The following is a 24,159-nucleotide window of genomic DNA, read 5'->3' as shown; positions in this document are numbered from 1 at the left end:
ACGGTCCGCCGCCGACGACCCCGGAGCCTGTCAGGCCACGCTCGCCTGGCCGCCCTTGACGTCGACCTTCACCTCGGGCAGCGGCCGGGGCGCGGGGCCGCCCTGCACCGATCCGTCGGCGACGGAGAACCTGCTCAGGTGGCAGGGGCAGATGATGCTGCCGTCCGCGACGCGGTTCACCACGCAACCGGCGTGGGTGCACACCGCCGAGAACGCCTTGTAGACGCCCTGGGTCGGCTGGGTGACCACGACCTCCTCGTCGGCGAAGACCTTCCCGCCGCCGACGGGGACGTCGGCCACCGACCCGAGCTTCGTGCCCGCCTGCGCCGGGGCGGCTCCTCCGGCCGAGCCCCCGCCCCCGCTGCCGTTGCTGTCACTGGCGCCGTTGCTGGCGCTGCACGAGGCCAGCAGCGGCAGCACACCGACCACGGCGATGCCGCCGACGGCACCGCTGACGGCGTGGCGGCGGGTGAGCCCGCCCGATCCGGATCCTTCGGTCATGCGCGGACTCCCTTGACTGACTTCTTGGCCGGTGCGGCCTTCTTCGCCCTCGCGGCCTTCTTCGGCGGCGCGGCCTTCTTCCCCGTGGCGGCGGGCGGTGCCGGCCGTCTGCCGGTCGGCTGCTTGGCCTCGCGGCCCTCGAGGAGAGGCGCGAGGAACTGGCCGGTGAAGCTCTCCGGGTGGGCCGCGACCGCCTCGGGCGTGCCCTCGGCGACCACCAGGCCGCCGCGGGAACCGCCCTCGGGGCCCATGTCGACCAGCCAGTCGGCGGTCTTGATCACGTCGAGGTTGTGCTCGATGACCAGCACGGTGTTGCCGGCGTCGACGAGCCGGCCGAGCACCAGCAGGAGCTTGCGGATGTCCTCGAAGTGCAGACCGGTCGTGGGTTCGTCGAGCACGTAGACCGTGCGGCCGGTGGACCGCTTCTGCAGCTCGGCCGACAGCTTGACCCGCTGCGCCTCGCCGCCCGACAGGGTGGTCGCCGGCTGCCCCAGGCGGACGTACCCGAGGCCCACCTCCACCAGCGTCTTCAGGTGCCGGGCGATCGCCGGGACCGCGGCGAAGAACTCCACGGCCTCCTCGATCGGCATGTCGAGGACCTCCGCGATGGTCTTGCCCTTGTAGTGCACCTCGAGCGTCTCGCGGTTGTAGCGCGCGCCGTGGCAGACCTCGCACGGCACGTAGACGTCGGGCAGGAAGTTCATCTCGATCTTGATCGTGCCGTCGCCCGCGCACGCCTCGCAGCGCCCGCCCTTGACGTTGAACGAGAAGCGGCCCTGCAGGTAGCCGCGCATCTTCGCCTCGGGAGTGGCGGCGAACAGCTTGCGGATGTGGTCGAAGACCCCGGTGTACGTCGCGGGGTTGGACCGCGGGGTGCGCCCGATCGGCGACTGGTCGACGTGGATCACCTTGTCCACGTGCTCCAGCCCGCTGATCTTCTGGTGCCGCCCCGGCACCGCGCGGGCGTTGTAGAGCTGCTTGGCCAGCGAGGTGTAGAGGATGTCGTTGACCAGGGTGGACTTGCCGGACCCGGAGACCCCGGTGACGGCCACGAACAGGCCGAGCGGGAAGGTCACGTCGACGTTGCACAGGTTGTGCTCACGCGCCCCGTGCACCACGAGCTCGCGACCCTTCGTGCGCGGGCGGCGCACCTCCGGCACCGGGATCTCGCGCCGGCCCGAGAGGTACTGCCCGGTCAGGGAGTCGGGGTGGGTCAGCAGGTCGGCGACCTGACCGCTGTGCACGACCTGGCCACCGTGCTCCCCGGCGCCCGGGCCGATGTCGACGATCCAGTCGGCGACCCGGATGGTGTCCTCGTCGTGCTCGACGACGATGAGCGTGTTGCCGAGCTCCTTGAGCCGGACCAGCGTCTCGATCAGGCGGTGGTTGTCCCGCTGGTGCAGGCCGATCGAGGGCTCGTCGAGGACGTAGAGGACGCCCACGAGCCCGGCGCCGATCTGGGTCGCCAGCCGGATCCGCTGCGCCTCGCCACCGCTCAGGGAGCCCGAGGGCCGGTCCAGCGAGAGGTAGTCCAGGCCCACGTCGAGCAGGAAGTTCAGGCGCTCCTGGATCTCCTTGAGCACCCGCTCGCCGATCTGCCGCTCGCGGGCGGAGAGGTCGAGGTGGCGCAGGTACTCCGCGGTCTCGTTGATCGGCAGCGCGCAGAGCTCGGCGATGTTCAGGCCGCCGGCCTCCCGCGACCCCAGCGTGACCGCGACCGAGACCGGCTTGAGACGGCCGCCGCCGCAGGCCGGGCACGGCACCTCGCGCATGAAGCCCTCGAACCGCTCCCGGCTGGTGTCGGACTCCGCCTCCCGGTGCCGGCGCTCGATGTAGCCCCGGACGCCCTCGAACTCCGCGTAGTAGGCGCGCTGCCGGCCGTAGCGGTTGCGGGTCACCACGTGCACCTTGGTGGCGTGGCCGTCGAGCAGCGACTTCTGCTGCTTGGTGGTCAGCTCCGCCCAGGGCGTGTTCAGGTCGAAGCCGAGCTCCTCGCCGAGGGCGCCCATCAGCCGCAGGAAGTAGTCGGCGACGTGCGCCTGGCTCCACGGCTGGATCGCCCCCTCGCCGAGGGTGGCCTGCGGGTCCGGCACGACCAGCTCGGGGTCGACCTCCATCCGGGTGCCGAGGCCGTGGCACTCGGGGCAGGCGCCGAACGGCGAGTTGAAGGAGAACGACCGGGGCTCGAGCTCATCGGTGTCGATCGGGTGGTCGTTGGGGCAGGACATCTTCTCGCTGAACCGCAGCTCGCGGCCGGGGTCCTTGGCCTCGAGGTCGACGAAGTCGAACACCACCAGGCCGCCGGCGAGGGTCAGGGCGGTCTCGACCGAGTCGGTCAGCCGCCGCTTCGAGGACTCCTTGACCGCGAGCCGGTCCACGACGACCTCGATCGTGTGCTTCCGCTGCTTCTCCAGCTTCGGCTCGCCGGCCGCCAGCGAGTCGAGCGGGTGCGTCTCGCCGTCCACCCGGGCCCGGGAGAAGCCCTGGGTCTGCAGCTGGCGGAACAGCTCGACGTACTCCCCCTTGCGACCGCGGATCACCGGGGCCAGCACCTGGAACCTGCGGCCCTCCTCGAGCGCGAGCACGCGGTCGACGATCTGCTGCGGGGTCTGACGCTCGATCGGGGCGCCGCAGGTCGGGCAGTGCGGCCGGCCGGCGCGCGCGTAGAGCAGGCGGAGGTAGTCGTAGACCTCGGTGATGGTGCCGACGGTCGAGCGCGGGTTCTTCGAGGTCGACTTCTGGTCGATCGAGACCGCCGGTGAGAGCCCCTCGATGAAGTCGACGTCGGGCTTGTCCATCTGGCCGAGGAACTGCCGGGCGTAGGCCGACAGCGACTCGACGTACCGTCGCTGGCCCTCGGCGAAGATCGTGTCGAACGCCAGCGAGGACTTGCCGGAGCCGGAGAGTCCGGTGAAGACGATGAGGGAGTCCCGGGGCAGGTCGAGGGAGACGTCCTTCAGGTTGTGCTCCCGGGCACCCCGGATGGTCAGCTGCTCCGCCACTGGCAGTCCTTCGGCAAGTCTCGGCGTGGAACGAACAGTCCCAACAATGGCACGCGCCACCGACGGTGCGACCATCGTGCACCCGAGCGGGTGAGCCCGGTGAGTGACAAGATGGGGTCATGGTGCCCTCCCACCCGGCGACCGAGCCGGCCCCCGATCTCCTCGCCGAGGCCTCGCAGCGGCTGATCCGCACCGTCGACGGTCTCGAGGACGAGGCCTGGGCTCGGCCGAGCGGGCTCCCCGGCTGGTCGCGGGCGCACGTGATCGCGCACCTGGTCCTGAACGCCGAGGGCCTCACGGGCGCGCTGCGCGGTCTCGTCGCCGGGGAGCCGACGCCGATGTACCGCTCCCAGGAGGCCCGGAACAGCGACATCGACGAGCTGGCCTCGGCCGACCCGGCGGAGCTGCGCGACCGGCTGCTGGGAGCGACCACGGAGCTCGCCGACGCGATCGGCGCCGTCCCCGAGGACCTCGGCGGGGCCGTCCTGGAACGGGTCCCGGGAGGCGCCCGGACGTTCCGGGCCGCCACCGCCCCCGGGATGCGGCTGTCCGAGGTGGAGATCCACCACGCCGACCTCGACGTCGGCTACACCGCGGCCGACTGGCCGCCGGTGTTCGCGGCCTCCGTCGTCGACTCGATGCGCAAGCGGGACTCCTGGAGCACCCCCTTCACCGGGCGGGCCACCGACCTGGACCGGTCGTGGACCTTCGGCGCGGGCGCCGAGGCGGGGCCGACGGTCTCGGGCACGGCCGCGGACCTGGCCTGGTGGCTCACCGGGCGCGGGAGTGGCGAGGGACTGACGAGCGACGGCGAGCTGCCGGGGATCGAGGGCTGGTGACCTACACGGGCGAGGTGACGCCGGGCGGTGAGCCGGACGTCCGGGAGCTGGACGCGCTGCGGATCACCAAGCTCGCGGTGGACCCGGAGATGTCCAACAACTGCTACCTGCTGGCCTGCCGCCGGACCGGCGAGCAGGTGCTCATCGACGCGGCCGCGGAGTCCGACCGGCTGCTCCCCCTCGTCGGCGACGCGGGGCTGGCGGCGGTCGTGACGACCCACCGGCACTGGGACCACCACCGGGCGCTCGCCGACGTCGTCGGCGCGACCGGCGCGGCGGTCGTGGTGGGTGCTCCCGACGCGGTGTCGGTCACCGAGCAGACCGGGGTGCCGGTCACCCGCGAGGTCCGCCAGGGCGACACCGTCGCGGTCGGCGACTGCACGCTCGAGGTGATCGCGCTCGCCGGGCACACCCCCGGCTCGATCGCGCTGCTGTACGACGACCCGAGCGGCCACCCGCACCTGTTCACCGGCGACTCGCTCTTCCCCGGTGGTCCGGGCCGGACGACGAACGAGGCCGACTTCACGAGGCTGATGGACGACCTCGAGGCGCGCATCTTCCAGCGGCTCCCCGACAGCACGTGGTTCTACCCCGGGCACGGCAACGACTCGATCCTCGGCCAGGAGCGGCCTCGACTCGGGGAGTGGCGCGCCCGCGGCTGGTGACGACCGTGCATGCAACCGAGCCGGCACCCCGGGCGTAACACCACCGAGTCCCCGACCCGGGGACTCGCCCGACAGGGCCACCAGCCGCTCCACGCACGAAGGACCAGATCGCCATGCGCAAGACCCTCCCGGCCGTCGCCCTGTCGACCGCCGCACTCACCATCGGCCTCGCCGGCCCGGCCAGCGCCGAGCTCTACGGGATCGACGACCCGCGCGACACCGGGCACGGCTCGGACATCCTGGCCGTCCAGGTCCGGTACGCGAAGCCGACCCTCCACGTCACGACCTACCACGAGAACCTGCGCCGCGACCCGGCCACGGGTTCCAGCGAGACGATCTTCATCGACACCGACAGGTCCAACCGCGGCCCCGAGTACGTGTTCTCGGCCGGGCTCTACGAGGGCACCGACTACGTGCTCCGTGAGACCGAGGGATTCGCCCGCGACACGTGGGGAGACCCGGTGGAGAACGGCGACTACATCCTGCGGATCCGCTACCGCGCCGACCAGGCGCGGGTGCGCATCTCCAGCGCCGCGCTCGGGACCCCCGACGCGGTCCGTCTCGCCGTACGCGCCTCGGGCACCCGGACCGATGGCACCAGCCACGGGCTGGTGGACTGGCTCGGCCAGAGGCGCAGCTTCACGCCGTGGATCGCCCGGGGCTGACCGCCGGTCGGCCCGGTTCGCCCGGTTCGGTTCGCTCGGTTGACCTCAGGCGACCGCGGCGGCCCGCTCGCTCTCCAGCGCCTCGGTGAGCAGCGCCACCAGCGCCTCGAGCTGGACGTCGGCCGACGACGACACCTCCTCGTCGGAGCCGTCGAGCGCGCGGGCGGCCAGGCCGGCCTTGCTGTCGATCAGCTCGGCGATCTTGGAGTCGATCGTCTGGGCGGCGATGATCCGCCACGCGGTGACCGGCATCTCCTGGCCGATCCGGTGGATCCGGTCGATCGCCTGGGTCTGCTCGGCGTCGGTCCACGACAGCTCGGCGAGCACCAGGTTCGACGCGACCTGGAGGTTCAGGCCGACGCCCGCCGCCATCAGCGAGCAGACCACGACCTGCACGTCCGGGTCCTCGGTGAACGCGTCGATGGCGGCTTGGCGGGCCTTCGGCGTCTGGTCGCCGCGGATCGAGGCGTACTTGATGCCGCGGCGGGCGAAGGTCTCCTCGGCGACGTCCATCACGTCGACGTGCTTGGCGAAGAAGACGACCTTCCCGACGCTGCGGGCCAGCTGGGCGGCGTAGTCGGCGGCGAGGCCGGCCTTGGCCTGGCCGATGTGCCGCATCATCGTGAAGACGTTCTCACCGGTCGGCGAGCTGTCGGTGTCCTCGCGCTCCCAGGTCGCGACCCGGCGTACCAGCTCGTGGTCGATGCCGTCGACGACGGCGCCGGACGTGCGGGTCTCCAGCGCCTGGTGGTAGCGGGCCACGAGACGCCTGGCGAGCTCGCGCTCCGCCTGGCGGATCGAGCGGCCCATCTCGTCGTCGAGCTCGACCGGCAGGTCCGCCACGCGGCGGGCCGGGATGTCGGCAGCCACGTCGACCTTGCGCCGACGGACGATGCCGCGGTCGATCACGCAGCGGCGTGCGTTCGGATAGAAGCCGGGGTCGGCGGGGGTCAGCCCGATCTCCTCCAGCGCGTCCATCAGCTCCCCGAGCGGCACCTTGTCGTCGGTCCAGCCGAGGAACTGCCAGATCGCGCGGAAGTCGTCGATGTCGTTGATCAGCGGGGTGCCGGTCAGGGCCATCAGCAGCGGCCGCACCATGCGCGCCCGGATCCGCTCGGAGAGCTGCAGGACGTTGCGGGAGCGCTGGGAGGTCTTGTTCTTGATGAAGTGTGCCTCGTCCACGACCATCCCGCGGAACCCGAACTCCCCGAGCCAGCCGACGTGCCGGTCGAGGACCTCGTAGTTGACGACGACGATGTCGGCGAAGCCGTCCACGTCCTGGCCGTCGCCGTGGATCACGGTCGCCGGGTGGGCGGGGGTCCACAGGCCGGCCTCGCGCGCCCAGTTGGTCTTGACCACGTTGGGGACCACCACGAGCAGCGGGTAGGCGTCCGCGGCCTGCGCGGCCAGCAGCGCCTGGGCGGTCTTGCCCAGGCCGGGCTCGTCGGCGAGGAGGAACGTCCGGTGGCCGGCCTCGGCGGCGGCGACCACCTCACCCTGGTGCCTCATCAGCTCCCGGCCGTGCGGCAGGAACAACGGCGTCGGCTCGGGCAGCGGCATGCTGGCCGTGCCACCACCGGTGGCGTACTCGAAGGAGCGCAGCAGCGGCCCGATCAGCTCCCAGCCGGCGAGGCGGCGCGCGCGGCCCGACCCGGGCTTGAGGCCGGTGAAGTCGGGGACCAGGAAGGGGTTGGCCAGCTGCCGCGAGACCACCGACTGCGGGACCACCTGGCGAGGCGTGGCGACGCCGTCGGCCGTCTCGGTGGCCGCGGCCGGCACCAGCTCCTCGGCCGGCTGCTCGACGCCGCCGGCCTCGAGCATCTCCCGCCGCAGCGACCTGGCGTCGTCGGAGAGGACGACGTCCTCGGCCAGCAGCGCGAGCAGCGACGGCTCGCGGGCCGCGGTCTTGGCGAGGATCGTGGCGACGCCGTCCAGGCGCTTGAGCTGCTCGGCGCGGTGCGCCTCGGTGTTCTCGGTGTCCGCCTTGACGTGGGCGCGCTCCTCGCGCACCAGCAGCGCCACCACCTGGAACTTCGTCCGCAGCGACGGGCCGACCCGTCCCCGCTGGACGCCGTTCTCGACGTCGCGGACGGCACGGGCGAGCACCGGGATGATGCCCTCGTTGTCGAGGTCACGACCGCGCTGCTGGCGCGGCGCGGTCCGGGTCGCGCCGGAACGGCGCTGGCCTCGTCGAGGCAATGGCTCCTCCTTCGGAGTGCCTGGCCCGAGGGCCACGGCAGTACGGCGGCACCGTTGCCGGTCCTCGACGGACCGGCGACGAGAGTGGAGGCCGCGAGACCTCCGGCCACACCCGGTGCGACCGGCTGCGACCCGGTGAGCACCGGGGACGGCCGCATGGTCAGCAGGGGTGGCTGCTGTCCTCCACTCTACCGCGCCGGGACGCGGGGACCGAGCCGACCCGCTGAGACTGCCGGCCAGGCTCTAGGGTCGGGGTCGTGATCGAGCTCCGCACCGCCGCCCAGATCGAGGAGATGCGCCCCGCCGGGCGCTTCGTCGCCGACGTCCTCACCCGGCTCGCCGGAGCCGCCGACGTGGGGGTGAACCTGCTCGACCTCGACGCGCTGGCGCACGAGATGATCCGCGAGCGGGGCGCGGAGTCCTGCTACATCGACTACCACCCGTCGTTCGGCGCCTCGCCGTTCGGCAAGGTGCTGTGCACGTCCGTCAACGACGCGGTGCTGCACGGGCTCCCCCACGACTACACGCTGCGGGACGGCGACCTGCTCAGCGTCGACTTCGCCGCCAGCGTCGACGGCTGGGTCTCGGACTCGGCGTACAGCCTGGTCGTCGGCACCCCGCGCGAGGAGGACCTGCGGCTGATCGAGGTCACCGACCGCGCCCTCGCGGCCGGCATCGAGGCGGCCCGGGTGGGCAACCGGGTCGGGGACATCGGCCACGCGATCGCCGGCGTGGCCCGGGCCGCCGGGCTGCGCATCAACACCCAGTTCGGCGGCCACGGGGTGGGGCGCACCATGCACGGTGACCCGCACGTGCCGAACGACGGCCGGCCGGGACGCGGGTTCCCCCTGCGCCCCGGCCTGGTCATCGCCATCGAGCCGTGGTTCCTGCACACGACCGACGAGATCGTCACCGACCCGGACGGCTGGACGCTGCGCAGCGCGGACGGCTCCCGGGGCGCGCACATGGAGCACACGGTCGCGATCACCGAGGGCGACCCGGTCGTGCTCACCGCGCGCGACGCCGGCTGACCCCGGTCAGGCCCAGGGTCAGCCAGCGTCAGCCCAGGGTCAGCCCAGGGTCAGCGCGGTGTCGTCGATGACGAACCCGGTGGCCAGCGAGCTGTCCTCCTTCCCGGTGAAGCCGATCGTCACGGTCTGGCCGGCCAGCGAGGAGACGTCGAACGAGCGCAACGTGTAGCCGGAGGCCGCGTTGAGGTTCGAGTAGGTCGCCAGCGTGGTCGAGCCTGCCTTGAGGGTGAGCTTGTCGTACGCCGTGGAGCCGGTGGACTCGGCGGTGTCGATGTGGAGGTAGAACGACAGCGTCGCCCGGCACCCGCTCGGGATCGACACCGACTGGCTCAGCGTGTCGGTGTGCGTGGTGCCGTAGCCGTCCAGCCAGGCCTTCCAGCTGCCGCTGTGCGCGGGCTGGTTGGTGGAGCTGTCGACGACGCCGCTGGAGGTGCTCCACGGGGCGGCCGAGCCGGTCTCGAAGCCGGGGTTGCCGAACAGCTGGCCGGAGCAGCTGGTGCCACCGCCCCCGCCGCCACCGCCGGTGGTGCAGGTCGGGTCGCCGCTCTGGGCCGGCACGTTGACCGCGTCCCACGCCGCCTTGACCGCGTTGAACTCGGTGCAGCCCGACGCGCCGTACAGGTTCTTGGCGGCCGTCAGCGTCCAGGTCCGGTACTTCAGGTAGGACGAGGACGAGGTCTTCATCAGCATCGCGTTGTACATGATCTTCATGGCCTTCGAGACGCCGATGCCGCTCACCGAGCTGCCGTTGCAGGTCGGGCTGGTGGGCTGGCCGTTGGTCGGGCTGCTGCCCTCGGCGAGCAGGTAGAACCAGTGGTTGCCGGGCCCGGCCGCGGCGTGCACCTCCTCGTTCGGGATCGAGGAGGAGTAGCAGTTGTCGTCACCGGCCAGCGACGGGTCGTACATGTAGCGGATCGGCCCGTTGCCGACGAGGTTCACCCGCTCACCGACGGTGAAGTCCGGCCTGTCGACGCCGTTGTTCGCATACCACTCGGTCGACGCACCGAAGGTGTCCGCGACGAACTCCTGGGTGTTGCCCCCGGAGATCCCGCCCGGGGTGTGGTCGTCCACGCCGTGGCCGAGCTCGTGGCCGACGACGTCCATGGCGCCGATCCACCTGCCGCCGGACTGGGTGTGCCCGACCTGCACCTGGGTGCCGTCGTAGTAGGCGTTGACGTCGTTGAGTCCGACCCGGATCGGCACCCAGCCGCCGGAGCCGTCCATGCCGTTGCGGCCGAGCCACGAGGACAGCATCTGCCGCTCCTCCTCGGCGCTGTAGAAGGCGTCGACGCAGCCGGTCTCGCGGCTCGTGGCGTCGCCGTTGCCCCAGCTGTCGTCGCTGCCGGTGAAGGTGGTGTCGGTGGCCGCGTCCTGGCAGACCAGGCTGGAGGCGTTGTTGTCCCTCATCGAGTACGACGAGCCGGACCCGCTGGTCGGGATCGAGACCGTCCCGGCGTACGCCGAGCCGCCGGTGCCCTCCAGGACGTGCTCGGTGGTCGTGAGGACCTTCCCGTCGCGGGCGTCGACGTAGACCGAGAGCCGCGACGGCTCCCCGTGCCGCGTGCCGGTGACCAGGGTCTCCCAGGCCAGCCGGGAGGAGCCCTGCTGGAGCACCACCAGGCGAGTGTCGCCGACCGCGGCGTGCCGCACCTGGCCGGCCGAGGTGCGCCGGGCGGCGGCCTCCGCGACCGCGGGCTCGATCGTGCGCAGGTGGACCGCGCGGGACTGGGCGACGGTGGTGCCCAGGACGTTGCCGGACCGGTCGGTCGCGACCACGAAGTCGCCGCCGACGACGGGCAGGCCGCGGTAGGTCCGCTCGTAGGGCACGTACTGCAGGCCGCCCGAGGAGACGACGACGGGCTGGGCGCGGAAGCCGTCGTACGGGCTGGCGTGCAGCAGGGCGGGCCGGGTCCGGACCAGCTGCTGCGCCGATCGGGCCGCCTCGGCCCGCGCCGAGCCGGGCTCGGTGCGGGTCGGCGGATGGTGCGCCGTGGCCGCCGTGCTGGCCGCCGTGCTGGCGGCGGGGACCGCGGCCAGGACGGACGCGGTGACGAGGGCGGTCGTGCTGGCCAGGACCAGCTTGCGCGACGCCCCTGCGACGAGTCTTCTCACTCGACACTCCTTGGGTCGGGGCCCGGATCGCGGGCCCACCGAGAGGGGGTTGTGGTGCCGGCTCCAGCCCCGCGAGTCACGCAAGGAGTTCCACCCGAGAACGGGAACCGCGGGAACTCTCGCGGCCGGGACGCCGGGCGGTCAACGGATCCGACGTGCGGAACTGTGCAGTGCACGAAGGTGCAGGTCTGGCGAGCGGTGCGGCCCGCCGGCTCGACCGGACCGATAGGGCGCTCCGGGGTGTACGCACGTACGTACACCCCGGAGCGAGCCCCGCTCCGGCGAGGGCCGAGGCCTGTGGATGGCCGGCCGCAGGGCGCGCGGGACCGTGCTGTGATCGGAACATGCCCAAGCTCATCGACTACGACAGCCACCGCGGAGCAGTCGTCGGCGCCCTCGTGGAGCTCGTCGCCGAGGGTGGGCTCGCAGCGGCGACCCTGCGTGGAGTGGCCCGCCGATCGAGGGTGAGCTCCGCGGCCCTCGTGGAGGGCTGGGGCGGTCGGGACCGGATGCTGGGCATCGCCGCCCATCACTTCGGCCGCAGGTGGCACGACGCGATGTGGGTGCGGTTCGACTCACGCGGGCTGGCGGGCCTGCTGCCCCGCGACGACGACGAGCGCGGCGAGACCCGGTTCTGGCTCGCGATGTGCGAGCTCGCCAGGAGCAACGAGTACGTCCGTTCCGCGATCGAGGACCGGCGAGCGGAGGAGCCGAGGATGCTCGACGTGATGACGGGCCAGACCTGGTCCCGGCCCGACCTGGAGCTGCTCCGGACGGTGCTCGACGGCCTCCGTCACTCACTGTGCACACCGGGCCCGGACATGTCGACCGAGCAGGCGGTCCACCTCATGGAGACCTTCCTCGGCGGCCCGAGGACCTTGGCCCCTGACCGCCCGGGGACGCCGGACGGAACGTGAGTGCGTGAAGAACACCGCGCTCCTCGCCGCCGCCACCCTGGCCCTCTCCTCGGTCCTGACCGCCGCCCCCGCGGCCCAGTCAGCCGCCCAACCAGCGGCCCAGTCAGCGGCCCAGCCGAACCCCAACCCCGTCCTCGTCGGCATCCGTGCCGCGCACCACGACCCGGCCGGGCGGCCCGCCTTCGACCGCGTGGTCTTCGACTTCACCGGCGGACTGCCGGGGAACGTCCGGGTCCACTACGCCCGCGAGCTGATCCAGGACGGCTCCGGCCGGCGGCTGTGGATCCCGGGCCGGGCGATCCTCGGGGTCAGGTTCTTCCGCGCCGACGCCCACGACACCAGCGGACCGACCGTCGCGGGGCGGACGGCGTTCGCGCTGCCCAACGTGATGACCGCGGTCCGGGCCGGCGACTTCGAGGCGGTGACCACCTTCGGGCTGGGTCTGGCCAAGCGCACGCCGTTCCACGTGACCCGGCGACACCACCCCGACCGGATCGTCGTGGACGTCCGCGCCGCGTTCCGGACCGTGCCCCGCCGGGTCTTCTTCTTCGACCACGACGCGTTCGTCGCCAACCAGGAGCCCTTCTTCCGGTCGGTCACGCGCCCGGTGATCCCGACCTCTCCGGCGCGCGGCGTGCTCGACCGGCTGTTCGCGGGCCCGTTGGGCAGCGAGCGCGCCGCCGGCCTCCGGCTGCTCCGGTCGCGGGCCACCGGGCTGACCGGGCCGTCCATCCGCGACCGCGTGGCACGCACCCGGATGACCGGCGGCTGCAACAGCGGCGGCTCCACGGTGACGCTCGCGGGTGAGGTGCTGCCGACGCTGCGGCAGTTCCCGACCGTGCGCTGGGTGAAGCTCCTCGACCCGCAGGGACACACCGAACGACCGCGCGGCCACAGCGACTCCATCCCCGCCTGCCTGGAGCCGTGAGGCGTTGACAGGACACGGAAGACTGACCCCATGAGCGAACCCCTGCGCGTCGTCCGGTCCACCGACCTGCAGCCGGCCGACCCGACCCCGGGCATGCACCGCACGCTCGCCTTCCTGGCGCCCGGCCTGTGGGCCGGCCGGCTCGAGACCGACCCGGGCACCACCTCCGGCTGGCACCACCACGACGTGAACGAGTCCAGCCTGTACGTCGTCTCCGGGCTGCTGCGCCTGGAGTTCGAGGGACGCGAGGGCTACGTCGAGGCCGGTCCCGGGGACTTCGTGCACGTCCCGGCGCACACCGTGCACCGTGAGTCCAACCCCGGCCAGGAGCCCTCGGTCGTGGTGATCGCCCGCGCCGGCGACGGCATCCCGACCGTCAACGTAGACGCCCCGCCGCCCCCGCACCACGGCTGAGCCGCCCGGCTCAGCCCTCCGTCGTGGTGTAGCGGCCCCGGTAGTACAACAGCGGCTCCGTGGCCTCGGCGCTGCCCAGGTCGAGCACCCGGCCGACCACGATGTGGTGGTCGCCGGCCTCGTGCACGGCGTGGATCGTGCAGTCGACGTAGCCCAGGACCCCGTCGAGCACCGGCGACCCGGTGGCCGGCGAGGGCGCCCACCCGACGGCGGCGAACTTGTCCACGCCACGGCTGGCCATCACGTTGGAGACCCGCGCCTGGTCGGCCCCGAGGAAGTTCACGCAGAAGTGGCCCGAGCGCTGGATCAGCGGCCAGGCGCGCGAGGTCTTCGCCGCGACGAAGAGCACCAGCGGCGGGTCGAGGGAGACGCTCGAGAACGACTGGCAGGTCAGCCCCACCGGCCGCCCGTCGCTGCTCCCGGTCACCACGGTGACCCCGGAGGCGAAACGTCCGAGCACGTCGCGGAAGCGGCGGGCGGCGGTGAGCCCGGCCTGGTCGCCGGCGTGCACCTCGGCCGTCTCGCCGGGCCACAGCTCGAAGTCGACGCCGGGGTCACCCATCCAGTCGGTGATCTGGTCCCAGGTGGGCCCGCTCCGACCGGTCTCCGACGCCATGCCCCTACCGTAGTCATCCCCCGGCTGGTGCTCAGAGCCAGTCGCGGCGCCGGAACATCCAGAAGAGGCCGCCCGAGATCAGCACGATCAGCAGCGTGGAGGTGACGAAGCCCGACTCCCGGGCGAAGCCGGGGTAGGGCAGGTTCTGGCCGTAGAACCCGGTGATCGCGGTCGGCACCGCGATGATCGCCGCCCAGCTCGTCACCTTCTTGGTGATCACGTTGAGCCGGTTGCCCTGGATGGTCAGGTTGGTCTCGACGATCGTCGCGACCAGGTCCCGCAGGCTCTCGGTCCACTCCGCGGCCCGCAGCACATGGTCGTAGACGTCCTGGAAGTACGGCGCCAGCTCCGGGGGCACCAGCCCGATGTCGCGGCGCATCGCGGTGTTGACGACCTCGCGCATCGGCAGCACCACGCGCCGGAGCCGCACCAGGCTCTTGCGCAGCTCGAAGCTGCGTCGCTGCACGTCCCGGTCGCGCGGCCGGTCGTCGAAGAGCAGGTCCTCCAGCGCCTCGATGTCGTCGTCGAGCACTCCGACCGCCTCGAAGTGTCCGTCGACGATGACGTCGAGCAGGCCGTGCAGCAGCGCCCCCACGCCCAGCCGCGTCAGTTCGGAGTTCTCGTCCCACCGCGCCAGCAGCGTCTCGAGCGGGAAACCGTCGTCGGTGCGCACGGTCACGAGCGCGGTCGGCGTCACGAAGGCGGAGACCTGGCGGGTCGTCAGGGTGCCGGTGCGGTTGTCGAGGCTGACGGCGTACGCCGTGAGGAAGTCGTGGCCCTCGAACCGGCTGAACTTCGGCCGCTGCCGCCCGCTCGTCGCGTCCTCGACCGCGAGCGAGTGCAGCCCGAGCTCCGAGGCCACCTGCACCAGCCCGGCGGCCGCCTCGGGGCCGCACAGGTCCACCCACACCAGGGATCCCGGCTCCCCCACGAGGTCGGACACCCGCGCCAGCGCGAAGTCCTCGTCGACGAGGACCCCGCCCCGGTAGCACCGCGTGCGCACCATGCGGTCGAGTATGCGCCGCCGGCCCCGACCCGGCGGCTCAGACCACGGGCTGCACCTCGGGCAGCGGCTCGGCGCGGAGGAACTCCAACGCGCCGCCGTGCTCGCTCTCCAGCGTGTACGCCGGGCCGCGGCGGGGCCGGACCTCGAGCCGGACCCGGGCGGTCTTGGAGTTCAGGCAGTAGCTGCGCGCCCGCGCGGGGTTGTCGTAGCCGAGGCAGACCGTCGCCGCCGGGTCGGCCCGCACCTCCAGGCGGGCCTCCCCCGCTCGGCCGCGCATCGTCAGCGACCACCGCGGGAAGTCGATCCGGGTCCGCTGCCGCCACAGGTCGAGCAGCCGGTCGAAGCGCAGCTCCTCCCCGTCGCGGCGCAGCACCAGCATCGAGACCAGCGGCGAGGCCCGGCGACCGAGCTCGATCCGTCCCGAGACCGCCTCCACGACCGCGTCGTCGTCCGGGAACACGCACTGGGCCCACGCGTACTCCGGGCTGTGCGCGGCGCCCCAGTTGTGTCCCTGCATCCCGGTCCAGCCGGTCAGGTCCCACTCGTCCTCGCCCCACGCCAGCCGGCCGGAGAACGTCGCCACGGGGAACGGGGTCAGCAGCGTGTTGCGCGGGAACGGCGCGTCGACGAGCCGCTCGTGGGGCAGCAGGCACATCGGCGCCCCGAGCGGGGCCGGAACGCGTCGGAAGGCGAGGTCCCACCGGACCGGTCCCGAGACCGAGGTGAGCTCGCCGCTGCTGCTGCCCCCGTCGCCGGCCAGTCCGAGCCGCAGGGGGCCCACGCGACTGGACCCGTCGGCGCCGTACGACGCGTCCGCCAGCGGGACCTGCTGCCGGAACGCCAGGGTGCGGGTGTCGTCGAACACGCTGCACCACGCCTCGGCCACGGCGTCGCCGTCCCGCCGGGTCAGCACGGTCGACCTCAGCCAGAGCGCCCGTGCCCGCTGCGGGTCGTTGGCGCGCACGAACCACGACTCGACGTGGTCGGTTCCTCTCCGGAAGCGCGGCGCGTTCGCGGGCCTCATGGGCTGATCGTGCCGCACTCCGCTCAGCCGCGGGCCAGTTCGGTCACGGTCCGCGCGGTGGGGTCCCAGTGCCGCAGGCAGGTGAGCGTGAGCACCACGTCCTCGTGGCCCAGCAGGTCGACCGCGCGCTGCACGTCCCCGCGCTCCAGCCGGCGCGCGAGCGTCACGTGCGGCAGCCAGCCCTGCCGCGGCAGGTCGGGCACCGCGGCCCGCACCCGCACGACCGCCTCGAGCAGCGGCTCCTCGACGTCGACGACGCGGGCGACGGTGACCCGCCGGGCGCCCAGGAGCACCAGCCCGGCGGCGCGCACCCGCAGCGGCAGCAGCGGCCCGAGCACCTCGACGGCGACCGCCTCGGCCCGGGCGTCGATCGCCGGCGCGGCCAGCACCGTCAGGTGCGGCGCGTTCGTCGGGCCCCGGTGGTCGAGCTGGGAGGGGAGGCCCGCGTCCCGCAGCGCCTGCCAGTCCCGTCGTACGACGGCCCGGCCCTCCTCGTCGGGCAGCAGCTCGAGGGAGTGCATCGGGCCGCTCACGTGCACCCCTTCCACCATGCGCTGAAACTACCCATACTCACCCCATGGCCCTGCTCGACAGCTGGAGCCGCGGCTCGCACACCGCCGGCGACGTGACCCATCCGACCTGGCGCCGGGGATCCGGACCGGGAGTGGTGCTCGTCCACGAGATCCCCGGCATCACCCCGAAGGTGGTCGCGTTCGCCGAGGAGGTGGTCGACGCCGGCTTCACGGTCGTGATGCCGCAGCTCTTCGGCGAGGCAGGTGCGGACATCACCGCCGCGGCCATGCTGCGGACGATCCCGCGGGTGTGCGTGAGCAGGGAGTTCACGACCATGGCGGCCGGGCGCACCTCGCCGATCGCCACCTGGCTGCGCAGCCTCGCCCGTGAGCTGCACGACGAGCTCGGCGGCCCCGGGGTCGGCGCCCTCGGCATGTGCTTCACCGGCGGCTTCGCGCTGGCGATGATGGTCGACCCCTCGGTGGTCGCGCCCGTCGTCGCGCAGCCCAGCCTGCCGTTCCCGATCGGGCGCGCCCGCCGGGCCGACCTCAACCTCTCCCCCGGCGACCTCGCGACGGTGAGACAGCGGGCGGCCGACGGCTGCGCCGTGCTCGGGCTGCGCTACCGCGAGGACGCCGCGACCGGCACCCGGTTCGACACGCTCTCCCACGAGCTCGGCGAGCAGTTCATCCGGGTGGAGTTCCCGGGCAAGGGTCACTCCACGCTGACCGAGCACCGCCAGCAGGAGGGCGTCGACCGGGTGCTGGCCTTCTTCACCGAGCGGCTGAGGGGCGGCGTCTGACAGGCTGCCGGCATGCGCCTGCCGGGCGCGGTCGAGAACGTGTTCTAGAGTCGGGGTCATGTCGTTCCTGCGCCGCCAGATCGTCACCGCAGCCCTGACCGCGAACGCGATCCGCCCGGTGCCCGGCTTCCGGGTGGCCATCCCGGCGTTCCTGGCCGGCTGGCTGACCGGCGAGCTGGCGCCGCAGCTGCTGGCGCTGACCGCGGCCGACACCGCCACCCACCTCGCGCTGGACCGGCGCCGCGGACGCCGCGGGCCCGCCGGTCTCGTCCTGGCGGCCGCGAACGTCGCGGGCATGGCGTTCCTCATCGACCAGAGCCGCCGGGTCCAGAAGAACGCCGAGGACGCGCTGGTCGAGGCCCTCGGCGCCGACTACGTCGACCACCTCGACACCCGCCCCACCCCGGCGGATCTGGCGACCCCGTGGCGGCAGCTGGTCAACCCGTTCCGCGTCCGCAACGACGCGGTGCTCGTCGAGCGTGACGTCGTCTACGACCCCCGTCATGGCAAGCGGGGCCTGCTCAACGTCTACCGTCCCGCCGGGCGACAGCTGGCCGACGCGCCGGTCCTGCTCCAGATCCACGGGGGCGGCTGGACGCTCGGGAGCAAGGACCAGCAGGGCATCCCGCTGATGCAGCACCTCGCGGCCAAGGGCTGGGTCTGCGTCGCGATCAACTACCGACTCGCCCCGCGGGACGCCTTCCCGGCCCAGATCGTCGACGTCAAGCGTGCGATCGCCTGGATCCGCCAGCACATCGCCGACTACGGCGGGGACCCGTCGTACCTCGCGATCACCGGCGGCTCCGCGGGCGGCCACCTCGCTGCGCTCGCCGCACTCACGCCCAACGACCCCACCTGGCAGCCGGGCTTCGAGAGCGCCGACACCAGCGTCTCGGTGGCGGTGCCGCACTACGGCGTCTACGACTTCGCCGGCTCCACCGGGGTGCGCACCATGGAGCTGATGCGCGACACCTACCTCGCACCCCGGATCGTGCAGCGCCGCTGGACCGAGGACGCGGAGATCTTCGAGGCCGCCTCGCCCATCCTGCGGATCACCCCCGACGCGCCCGACTTCTTCGTGCTGCACGGCACCCGCGACACCCTCGTCCCGCTGGCCCAGGCCCGGCTGTTCGTCGATCGGCTGCGCGCGGTGTCCAAGCGCTCGGTCGTGTACGCCGAGCTGCCGGGGGCCCAGCACGCCTTCGACGTCTTCCCGTCGATCCGCTCGGCCCACATCGTGCGCGCGGTCGACCGCTACCTGCACTGGCACTGGAACCTCTACCGCCACGAGCGCGACCGCGCCTGACCCTCCCTCGAGGCGCCGTCCGGCGAGCCGTGGTCCGGAACCCTCAATTCACATGACGCCCGGGCCACCCGCCGAGGCGACCATGGAGGCATGGCGAACTCCAACGCGGGCGCGGCCGGCGGCGGCGCGCTCTACGGCCTGGGCATCTTCGGCGCGTGGGTGTGGTTCTGGCAGCAGGCCGACGGCTTCTGGGCCCACGGCCTGGCGGTGCTCGAGGGCATCGTCTGGCCGGCGTTCATGGTCTACGACGCGTTCAAGGCGTTGCACTGACCGGCCCCCTGAGGGCTCACGCGCCGACGGTCAGCCGCACCGTCACCCGGTCGCCCACCTCGAGCCCCTCGGCGCGCCGCACGTCGCTGCGCACCGGCACGACGTAGCCGCCGTCCTTGGGCCACAGCGAGGTCGTCCAGCGGGTCGCGCCGATCCGGACTCCCACCGGGATCATCCCCCAGCCGTAGGTGACGAGGGCCGAGGTCGCCTGCAGCTCCTCGCAGTCCTCCTCGGGCACGCTGACGAAGTGCCAGGGCGCCGGCCCGCGCCAGAACCACAGCTCCCCGGTGAACTCCAGCTCCATCTGCTCAGCCCCCCGACGTCCCGGGCGGCATCACCAGGTCGAGGTCGAGCCACCGCGCGAGCTCCTCGATCTCGGCGCGCACCGCTGCGGTCGTCGCGGCGTCGAAGGGTTCGTCCTCGTGCACCGCGTGCACCACGAACGCCCCCTCGGGCCGGTCGGCACTCGCGTCCAGCTTCCCGACCAGCCGGTCGCCGTGGAGGATCGGCATCGCCCAGTAGCCCCAGCGTCGCTTCTCCACCGGCTTGTACATCTCCAGCTGGTAGTCGAACGCGAAGATCTCCGTCATCCGCTTGCGGTCGAAGACCAGCCGGTCCAGCGGGGACAGCAGCGCCGTGCGCCCCGCGAACGGGGCGGTGTCGAGGTAGGCCGGGTCCACCCGCCACTTCCCGGGCAGCCCCTCGACCACCGCGGGCTCCCCCGCCTCGCCCACGTCGTTGGGCTCTCCGGGCGTCACCGCCGCCCGTGCACGGGCGATCCCCAGGGACCGCAGCCGCCGCGCGGCCCGCTGCCGCGCGGCCTCCTCGAGCGGCACCACCGGGTCGTCGGGGTAGATCCGGTCGGCGAGGTCCCAGAGCCGGTCCCGCCCCTCCCGGCCGGCCGCCGCCACCTCGCCTCGCTGCACCATCATAGCGAGCAGTCGCTGGACGTTCTTGTGGTCGTTCCACCCGCTCGAGCGCCAGGGCCGCACGCAGGTGTCGGGCAGAGCCCTGGCGGGGAGCGGCCCGTCGGCCCGCAGCGCCTCGAGGATGTCGCGGCGGCACTCGTCGTTGTCGCGGACCCACTGCGCGACGTGGTGCTCCCACTCCTTGGGCTCCCCGACCCCGGGCCAGGCCGCCATCTCCGCACGGAACAGCGCGATGTCACCCGCCGGTCGGGCCCTCCCGTCCAGCTCGACCAGGCGCCCCTCGGCGAGCGCGTCCTCGAGGTCGGCCGGCCGGAACGCCGACCCGAGCCGGCTCCACGCGACCAGGTCGGCGCTCGGGGCGACCGCGTTGGTCTGGTCGAGCTGCAGGATGGTCAGGTGCTCGACCAGCTCGAGCAGGTCGGTGGGCCGGTCGGCGGTGAGCAGCTGCGCGCGCACGGCCACCCGCCGCGCCTCGGTGCGGGAGAGCTCGTGGGCGACGGCCATGCCGGCAGGCTAGGGCACCGCGCCGACGGTCGGCAGCCGTTCATCCCTGGCTAGGCTGCCGAGGTGCCGGAGACCAGCCCGATGCCCGCCGACCTCCTCGACCACGCCCGCCGCGCCAAGGGCTTCATGCCCGAGGACGAGGGTCTGCTGCTGCACCGGGCGGCCCGCGAGCGGCTGCCGCACGGGCCGGTGCTCGAGGTCGGCAGCTACTGCGGGAAGTCGGCGATCTACCTCGGCGCCGCGGCCCGCGAGGTCGGCGGCACGGTGTTCACCGTCGACCACCACCGGGGCTCGGAGGAGAACCAGGCGGGCTGGGAGCACCACGACCCGACGCTGGTGGTGGCGGAGCTCGGCCTGATGGACACGCTGCCGACCTTCCGCACCACGCTCGCGCACGCGGGACTGGAGGACCAGGTGGTGGCCGTCGTCGGCCGGTCCACGACCGTGGCTCGCTGGTGGCGGACCCCGCTGTCGATGCTGTTCATCGACGGCGGGCACGCCGAGGTCCACGCCCACAACGACTACACCGGCTGGGCCCGCTGGATCATGGCCGGTGGGCTGCTGGTGATCCACGACGTCTTTCCCGACCCGGCCGACGGCGGGCGGCCGCCGTACGACGTGTTCGTGCGCGCGCTGGACAGCGGCGACTTCGCCGAGGTCGAGGCGCTGGGGTCGGTGCGGGTGCTGCGGCGGGTGCGGGGAGAGGCCGGGGACCCCGTCACCTGAGCGAGGGGTCGGCCGACGGGCAGCCACACTCCAGCGCGATCTCGGCGAAGTGGGGCGCCAGGGAGGTGCCCCGCATGATCCCGGACCCCTCGGTGGCGTGCCCGTGGGTCTCCCCCAGCGCGTCGACAGCGAGGACGACGGCCGCGGCGGTGTAGGTCGTCCACTCCGGCGGCCAGTGCACCTCGTCGGGGTAGACGTAACCGGTCCAGTAGCGGCCGGCGGCGTCGGGGTCGCGCAGGTGCTGCATCTCCGCGAGCAGGCGGACGCCGGCCGCGGGGTCGCCGAGCGCGTCGAGAGCCATCGCGAGCTCGCAGGTCTCGGCGCCCGTCACCCACGGGTTGCTGTCGACGCAGCGGATGCCGAGCCCGTCGACCACGAACTCCTCCCAGCGGCTGCGAACCAGCGCCCGGCCGGCGTCGCCGCGCACGGCGCCGCCCAGGACGGGGTAGTACCAGTCCATCGAGTAGGTCGACTTGTCCAGGAACAGGTCGCGGTGCTCGCGCACCGCGTGGCCGAGGCGGCCGCCGGCGATCTCCCACTCCGGCTGCGGCTCGCCCATCAGGTCGGCGATCGCGACCCCGGCGCGCAACGACTGGTAGATGCTCGACGACCCGGCGAGCAGCGCCTCCTCGAGGCGACCCCCCGGCCGGCCGTCCACCCGGTCCTGCAGCCAGGAGATCCCGCCGAACGGCAGCTGCATCGAGACCACCCAGTCCAGGGCGGCGCGCACCGCGGGCCAGGAGCGGCGCACGAAGTCGAGGTCGCGGCGCACCAGCCAGTGGTGCCAGACGCCGACCGCGAGGTAGGCGGACATGTTGGTCTCACCGCACGCGTTCTCCACCCGGCCGTCGACGATCTTCATCGGGAACGAGCCGTCGGCACGCTGCAGCGTGAGCACCCATGCGTAGGCCCGCTCGGCGGCCTCGACCTGGCCACCGACGAGCATCGCCATCGCCGCCTCGACGTGGTTCCAGACGTCGGTGTGCTCACCGGTCGTCCACGGCACCGCACCGCAGGGCTCCTGCATGGCCGCGATGGACGCAGCGGTCTCGGCGACCTGCTCCGGGCCGAGGACGCCTGCCACGTGCGGGATCCGTGCCAGCGCGTCAGACATCGGCGGTCGTCACTTCTCCGGGCTTGTCTTCGGGCTTGTCTTCGGGCCCGTCTTCGGGCTTGCGCAGGTAGAGCACGAGGCTCTTGCCGATCAACGGGTCGAGCACCTTGCCGGCGAGCCGCAGCACCCGCGGCTGCTTCATGATCTCCCACACCAGCAGCCGGTGGTAGGCCTTCGCGAGCGGGTGCTCGTCGTTCTGCACGCCGACGGCGCACTTGATCCACCAGTAGGGCGAATGCAGCCCGTGGGCGTAGTCCTTCCCGGCGTACTCGAGGCCGGCGTTGACCAGCTTGCCGATCAGCTCCTTGTCGGAGTAGATCCGGATGTGCCCGCCGGGCACGTTGTGGTAGTCCTCGGAGAGCTTCCAGTTGACGATCTCGGGGAGCCAGCGGGGCACGGACACCGCCATCGTGCCTCCGGGGCGGAGCACCCGCACGAGCTCCTCGATGGCCTGGATGTCGGCGGGGATGTGCTCGAGCACCTCGGCCGCCACGATCCGGTCGAACTCGCCGGCCGCGAACGGCAGCGCCAGCGCGTCGCCCTCCTTGACGTCGGCCTCTGCGCCGTCGGGCACCTCGCCGGCCTCCTTCATCGCGGCGAACAGCTCGCGCACGCCGGCCAGCTCGTCGGCGTCCTGGTCGAAGGCGATCACGTCGGCGCCGCGGCGGTAGGCCTCGAAGGCGTGCCGGCCGGCCCCGCAACCCATGTCGAGGACCCGGTCGCCCGGCTCCAGGCCGAGGCGGTCGAAGTCAACGGTCAGCATCGGTCTCCTCGTCGGTCGCGCCCCTCGAGGCGTGGTACTCCTCGATCGTCTCCTCGTACGCCGCGGCGGTGGCTGCCGCAACCGCGCGCCAGCTGAACATCTCCTCCACCCGCCTCCGGCCGGCCCGGCCCATCCGCCGGCGCCGCTCGGGGTCGTCCAGCAGGGCCGCCAGCGCCGCCTCCAGCTCGCCGACGTCCCCCGGGGTCACCAGGTCGGCGCACTCGCCGTCCTCGCCCACCACCTCGGGGATCGCGCCGGCCCGGGAGGCCACGAGCGGGGTGGCGCAGGCCATCAGCTCGGCGGTCGGCAGCGAGAAGCCCTCGTAGAGCGACGGCACGCAGGCGACCTCGGCCGAGCCCATCAGCTCGACGAGCTCGGCGTCGCTGACCCCGTGCACGAACCGGACGGCGTCGCCGATCGAGAGCCGGTCGATGAGCTGCTCGGTGCGGCCGCCCGGCTGGGGCTTGGTGACCAGCAACAGCTCGACGTCCCGCTCGGTGCGCAGCTTGGCGAAGGCCTCCAGCAGGGTGGCGATGCCCTTCATCGGCATGTCGGCGCTGGCCATGGCCAGGATCCGGCCGGGGACCCGCGGGCTCGTGGGCGGGACGAAGCCGTCGTCGACACCCAGCAGGATCACCTGCAGGCGGGCCGGGTCGACGCCGAAGTCGGCGACGATGTCGCGCTTGGACGCCTGCGAGGGCGTCAGGATGCGGCGCGCCCGGCGGGCCACCTTGCCCTGCATCCGCAGGAAGCCGTACCACCGCCGCAGCGACAGCTTGCGCCGCCACGGGGCCGCGGCGAGGTCGATGCGGCGGTCGAAGGTGATCGGGTGGTGCAGGGTGGTGACCAGGGGCAGCCCCATCTCCTCGATCTCGAGCATGCCGTAGCCGAGGACCTGGTTGTCGTGCACGACGTCGAAGTCGTCGACGCGCTCCCGCAGGATCCTGGCGACCCGGGTGCTGAACGTCTTGGGCTCCGGGAACCCCCCGGTGCACATGGTGAGGAACTCCTCCACGTCCACGCGGTCGCGGAACTCCCCCAGCCGCGGGACCCGGAACGGGTCCGGCTCGCGGTAGAGGTCGAGGCTGGGCACCTTGGTCAGCTCGACGCCGGGGTCGAGCTCGGGATACGGCTGGCCGGAGAAGACCTCGACCCGGTGGCCGAGGTTCGTCAGCTCGCGGCTGAGATGCCGGACGTAGACGCCCTGTCCCCCGCAGTGCGGCTTGCTGCGGTAGGACAGCAGTGCGATCCGCATCCGCCACGACCTCTCTGGGTGGGAACGTCCGTGCCGGACGAAGTGGAACCTGTTCTTA

The 24,159-nt window shown here is 72.9% G+C and carries 24 protein-coding genes; 11 read left to right on the top strand and 13 right to left on the bottom strand.

From position 1 onward, the window contains the following. Positions 1 to 30: 30 nt before the first annotated feature. Both BJZ21_RS08990 and uvrA read right to left on the bottom strand, forming a co-directional pair. A complete protein-coding gene (locus BJZ21_RS08990; RefSeq protein ID WP_179663422.1) occupies positions 31 to 501 on the bottom strand; it encodes a Rieske (2Fe-2S) protein in 471 nt (156 codons plus the stop codon). Then, positions 498 to 3,503: an excinuclease ABC subunit UvrA gene (gene uvrA / locus BJZ21_RS08985; RefSeq protein WP_179663421.1), complete on the bottom strand. Its 3,006-nt coding sequence runs from the start codon at positions 3,501 to 3,503 to the stop codon at positions 498 to 500. Before uvrA ends, BJZ21_RS08990 begins: the two co-directional genes overlap by 4 nt. Before the next feature lie 119 nt (positions 3,504 to 3,622). Here uvrA and BJZ21_RS08980 point away from each other — a divergent pair, with 119 nt between their 5' ends. The 3 genes from BJZ21_RS08980 (at position 3,623) to BJZ21_RS08970 (ending at position 5,672) form a co-directional block, all read left to right on the top strand. After that, entirely contained in the window at positions 3,623 to 4,342 is a 720-nt protein-coding gene (locus tag BJZ21_RS08980) for a maleylpyruvate isomerase family mycothiol-dependent enzyme (protein ID WP_179663420.1), read from the top strand. Then, positions 4,336 to 5,007: an MBL fold metallo-hydrolase gene (locus BJZ21_RS08975; protein ID WP_425490536.1), complete on the top strand. Its 672-nt coding sequence runs from the start codon at positions 4,336 to 4,338 to the stop codon at positions 5,005 to 5,007. Before BJZ21_RS08980 ends, BJZ21_RS08975 begins: the two co-directional genes overlap by 7 nt. A 113-nt stretch (positions 5,008 to 5,120) precedes the next feature. Beyond that, entirely contained in the window at positions 5,121 to 5,672 is a 552-nt protein-coding gene (locus BJZ21_RS08970) for a hypothetical protein (protein ID WP_179663418.1), read from the top strand. A gap of 45 nt (positions 5,673 to 5,717) precedes the next feature. Here BJZ21_RS08970 and BJZ21_RS08965 read toward each other — a convergent pair whose 3' ends face one another. After that, complete coding sequence (locus tag BJZ21_RS08965; RefSeq protein WP_179663417.1) at positions 5,718 to 7,871, bottom strand: DEAD/DEAH box helicase; 2,154 nt, start codon at positions 7,869 to 7,871, stop codon at positions 5,718 to 5,720. Between the two features lie 257 nt (positions 7,872 to 8,128). On the opposite strand from BJZ21_RS08965, the gene map reads away from it, so the two are divergent. After that, positions 8,129 to 8,902: a type I methionyl aminopeptidase gene (gene map / locus BJZ21_RS08960; RefSeq protein WP_179663416.1), complete on the top strand. Its 774-nt coding sequence runs from the start codon at positions 8,129 to 8,131 to the stop codon at positions 8,900 to 8,902. Between the two features lie 39 nt (positions 8,903 to 8,941). Here map and BJZ21_RS08955 read toward each other — a convergent pair whose 3' ends face one another. Beyond that, on the bottom strand, positions 8,942 to 11,014 hold the full coding sequence (locus tag BJZ21_RS08955; protein WP_343052058.1) for a M4 family metallopeptidase: 2,073 nt from the start codon (positions 11,012 to 11,014) through the stop codon (positions 8,942 to 8,944). Positions 11,015 to 11,358: 344 nt separating this feature from the next. Between BJZ21_RS08955 and BJZ21_RS08950 the strand changes: the two genes are divergently transcribed. Genes BJZ21_RS08950 through BJZ21_RS08940 form a run of 3 tightly spaced genes read left to right on the top strand, consistent with a single transcriptional unit; the run spans position 11,359 to position 13,273 of the window. Further along, positions 11,359 to 11,931 carry a TetR/AcrR family transcriptional regulator gene (locus BJZ21_RS08950; protein ID WP_179663415.1) on the top strand — a complete coding sequence of 191 codons (573 nt, stop codon included), beginning with the start codon at positions 11,359 to 11,361 and terminating at the stop codon, positions 11,929 to 11,931. A 4-nt stretch (positions 11,932 to 11,935) separates the two neighbouring features. After that, entirely contained in the window at positions 11,936 to 12,859 is a 924-nt protein-coding gene (locus BJZ21_RS08945) for an AMIN-like domain-containing (lipo)protein (protein ID WP_179663414.1), read from the top strand. A gap of 30 nt (positions 12,860 to 12,889) precedes the next feature. Beyond that, positions 12,890 to 13,273: a cupin domain-containing protein gene (locus BJZ21_RS08940; RefSeq protein ID WP_179663413.1), complete on the top strand. Its 384-nt coding sequence runs from the start codon at positions 12,890 to 12,892 to the stop codon at positions 13,271 to 13,273. 10 nt (positions 13,274 to 13,283) lie between these two features. On the opposite strand, the gene BJZ21_RS08935 is transcribed toward BJZ21_RS08940, so the two are convergent. From BJZ21_RS08935 to BJZ21_RS08920, 4 genes are read right to left on the bottom strand one after another with little or no spacing between them, the layout of a single operon-like run. Then, positions 13,284 to 13,889, bottom strand: coding sequence for a flavin reductase family protein (locus BJZ21_RS08935; protein ID WP_179663412.1), 606 nt, complete (start codon positions 13,887 to 13,889; stop codon positions 13,284 to 13,286). A gap of 31 nt (positions 13,890 to 13,920) precedes the next feature. Next, positions 13,921 to 14,895 (bottom strand): magnesium transporter CorA family protein, encoded by a 975-nt coding sequence (locus BJZ21_RS08930; protein WP_179663411.1) that lies wholly within the window; start codon positions 14,893 to 14,895, stop codon positions 13,921 to 13,923. A 37-nt stretch (positions 14,896 to 14,932) separates the two neighbouring features. Beyond that, on the bottom strand, positions 14,933 to 15,919 hold the full coding sequence (locus BJZ21_RS08925) for a hypothetical protein (RefSeq protein ID WP_179663410.1): 987 nt from the start codon (positions 15,917 to 15,919) through the stop codon (positions 14,933 to 14,935). A gap of 23 nt (positions 15,920 to 15,942) precedes the next feature. After that, entirely contained in the window at positions 15,943 to 16,470 is a 528-nt protein-coding gene (locus BJZ21_RS08920) for a 2'-5' RNA ligase family protein (protein ID WP_179663409.1), read from the bottom strand. Positions 16,471 to 16,496: 26 nt separating this feature from the next. Here BJZ21_RS08920 and BJZ21_RS08915 point away from each other — a divergent pair, with 26 nt between their 5' ends. The 3 genes from BJZ21_RS08915 to BJZ21_RS08905 all read left to right on the top strand — a co-directional run bounded on the left by BJZ21_RS08915 (position 16,497) and on the right by BJZ21_RS08905 (position 18,810). Further along, positions 16,497 to 17,234, top strand: coding sequence for a dienelactone hydrolase family protein (locus BJZ21_RS08915; protein ID WP_179663408.1), 738 nt, complete (start codon positions 16,497 to 16,499; stop codon positions 17,232 to 17,234). A gap of 58 nt (positions 17,235 to 17,292) precedes the next feature. Next, positions 17,293 to 18,540: an alpha/beta hydrolase gene (locus BJZ21_RS08910; protein ID WP_179663407.1), complete on the top strand. Its 1,248-nt coding sequence runs from the start codon at positions 17,293 to 17,295 to the stop codon at positions 18,538 to 18,540. A gap of 90 nt (positions 18,541 to 18,630) precedes the next feature. Then, positions 18,631 to 18,810, top strand: coding sequence for a hypothetical protein (locus BJZ21_RS08905; RefSeq protein WP_179663406.1), 180 nt, complete (start codon positions 18,631 to 18,633; stop codon positions 18,808 to 18,810). A 16-nt stretch (positions 18,811 to 18,826) separates the two neighbouring features. On the opposite strand, the gene BJZ21_RS08900 is transcribed toward BJZ21_RS08905, so the two are convergent. Both BJZ21_RS08900 and BJZ21_RS08895 read right to left on the bottom strand, forming a co-directional pair. After that, positions 18,827 to 19,114 carry a DUF1905 domain-containing protein gene (locus tag BJZ21_RS08900; protein ID WP_179663405.1) on the bottom strand — a complete coding sequence of 96 codons (288 nt, stop codon included), beginning with the start codon at positions 19,112 to 19,114 and terminating at the stop codon, positions 18,827 to 18,829. 4 nt (positions 19,115 to 19,118) lie between these two features. Then, entirely contained in the window at positions 19,119 to 20,243 is a 1,125-nt protein-coding gene (locus tag BJZ21_RS08895; protein WP_179663404.1) for a DNA glycosylase AlkZ-like family protein, read from the bottom strand. Positions 20,244 to 20,306: 63 nt separating this feature from the next. On the opposite strand from BJZ21_RS08895, the gene BJZ21_RS08890 reads away from it, so the two are divergent. Next, positions 20,307 to 20,969, top strand: coding sequence for a class I SAM-dependent methyltransferase (locus BJZ21_RS08890; RefSeq protein WP_343052057.1), 663 nt, complete (start codon positions 20,307 to 20,309; stop codon positions 20,967 to 20,969). Here the strand turns inward: BJZ21_RS08890 and BJZ21_RS08885 are convergent. Genes BJZ21_RS08885 through BJZ21_RS08875 form a run of 3 tightly spaced genes read right to left on the bottom strand, consistent with a single transcriptional unit; the run spans position 20,962 to position 24,101 of the window. Then, entirely contained in the window at positions 20,962 to 22,083 is a 1,122-nt protein-coding gene (locus BJZ21_RS08885) for a prenyltransferase/squalene oxidase repeat-containing protein (protein WP_179663403.1), read from the bottom strand. The two genes, BJZ21_RS08890 and BJZ21_RS08885, sit on opposite strands and share 8 nt — an antisense overlap. Beyond that, positions 22,076 to 22,846 carry a class I SAM-dependent methyltransferase gene (locus BJZ21_RS08880; RefSeq protein WP_179663402.1) on the bottom strand — a complete coding sequence of 257 codons (771 nt, stop codon included), beginning with the start codon at positions 22,844 to 22,846 and terminating at the stop codon, positions 22,076 to 22,078. Before BJZ21_RS08880 ends, BJZ21_RS08885 begins: the two co-directional genes overlap by 8 nt. Continuing rightward, positions 22,833 to 24,101, bottom strand: a complete 1,269-nt coding sequence (locus BJZ21_RS08875; RefSeq protein WP_179663401.1) for a glycosyltransferase family 4 protein — start codon at positions 24,099 to 24,101, stop codon at positions 22,833 to 22,835. The genes BJZ21_RS08880 and BJZ21_RS08875 overlap by 14 nt, the downstream gene beginning before the upstream one ends. Positions 24,102 to 24,159 lie beyond the last annotated feature (58 nt).

The sequence above is a fragment of the Nocardioides panaciterrulae genome, assembly GCF_013409645.1.
GTDB lineage: Bacteria > Actinomycetota > Actinomycetes > Propionibacteriales > Nocardioidaceae > Nocardioides > Nocardioides panaciterrulae.
Note: the sequence above shows the minus strand (reverse complement) of the source record. Positions and strands in the feature narration are given on the sequence as shown.

Excerpts from the sequence above, each read along its gene's own strand:
- BJZ21_RS08990 (WP_179663422.1), bottom strand. The coding sequence starts at position 501 with ATGACCGAAGGATCCGGATCGGGCGGGCTCACCCGCCGCCACGCCGTC.
- BJZ21_RS08980 (WP_179663420.1), top strand. The coding sequence starts at position 3,623 with ATGGTGCCCTCCCACCCGGCGACCGAGCCGGCCCCCGATCTCCTCGCC.
- BJZ21_RS08970 (WP_179663418.1), top strand. The coding sequence starts at position 5,121 with ATGCGCAAGACCCTCCCGGCCGTCGCCCTGTCGACCGCCGCACTCACC.
- BJZ21_RS08950 (WP_179663415.1), top strand. The coding sequence starts at position 11,359 with ATGCCCAAGCTCATCGACTACGACAGCCACCGCGGAGCAGTCGTCGGC.
- BJZ21_RS08940 (WP_179663413.1), top strand. The coding sequence starts at position 12,890 with ATGAGCGAACCCCTGCGCGTCGTCCGGTCCACCGACCTGCAGCCGGCC.
- BJZ21_RS08935 (WP_179663412.1), bottom strand. The coding sequence starts at position 13,889 with ATGGCGTCGGAGACCGGTCGGAGCGGGCCCACCTGGGACCAGATCACC.
- BJZ21_RS08930 (WP_179663411.1), bottom strand. The coding sequence starts at position 14,895 with ATGGTGCGCACGCGGTGCTACCGGGGCGGGGTCCTCGTCGACGAGGAC.
- BJZ21_RS08925 (WP_179663410.1), bottom strand. The coding sequence starts at position 15,919 with ATGAGGCCCGCGAACGCGCCGCGCTTCCGGAGAGGAACCGACCACGTC.
- BJZ21_RS08920 (WP_179663409.1), bottom strand. The coding sequence starts at position 16,470 with ATGGTGGAAGGGGTGCACGTGAGCGGCCCGATGCACTCCCTCGAGCTG.
- BJZ21_RS08915 (WP_179663408.1), top strand. The coding sequence starts at position 16,497 with ATGGCCCTGCTCGACAGCTGGAGCCGCGGCTCGCACACCGCCGGCGAC.
- BJZ21_RS08910 (WP_179663407.1), top strand. The coding sequence starts at position 17,293 with ATGTCGTTCCTGCGCCGCCAGATCGTCACCGCAGCCCTGACCGCGAAC.
- BJZ21_RS08905 (WP_179663406.1), top strand. The coding sequence starts at position 18,631 with ATGGCGAACTCCAACGCGGGCGCGGCCGGCGGCGGCGCGCTCTACGGC.
- BJZ21_RS08900 (WP_179663405.1), bottom strand. The coding sequence starts at position 19,114 with ATGGAGCTGGAGTTCACCGGGGAGCTGTGGTTCTGGCGCGGGCCGGCG.
- BJZ21_RS08895 (WP_179663404.1), bottom strand. The coding sequence starts at position 20,243 with ATGGCCGTCGCCCACGAGCTCTCCCGCACCGAGGCGCGGCGGGTGGCC.
- BJZ21_RS08885 (WP_179663403.1), bottom strand. The coding sequence starts at position 22,083 with ATGTCTGACGCGCTGGCACGGATCCCGCACGTGGCAGGCGTCCTCGGC.
- BJZ21_RS08880 (WP_179663402.1), bottom strand. The coding sequence starts at position 22,846 with ATGCTGACCGTTGACTTCGACCGCCTCGGCCTGGAGCCGGGCGACCGG.
- BJZ21_RS08875 (WP_179663401.1), bottom strand. The coding sequence starts at position 24,101 with ATGCGGATCGCACTGCTGTCCTACCGCAGCAAGCCGCACTGCGGGGGA.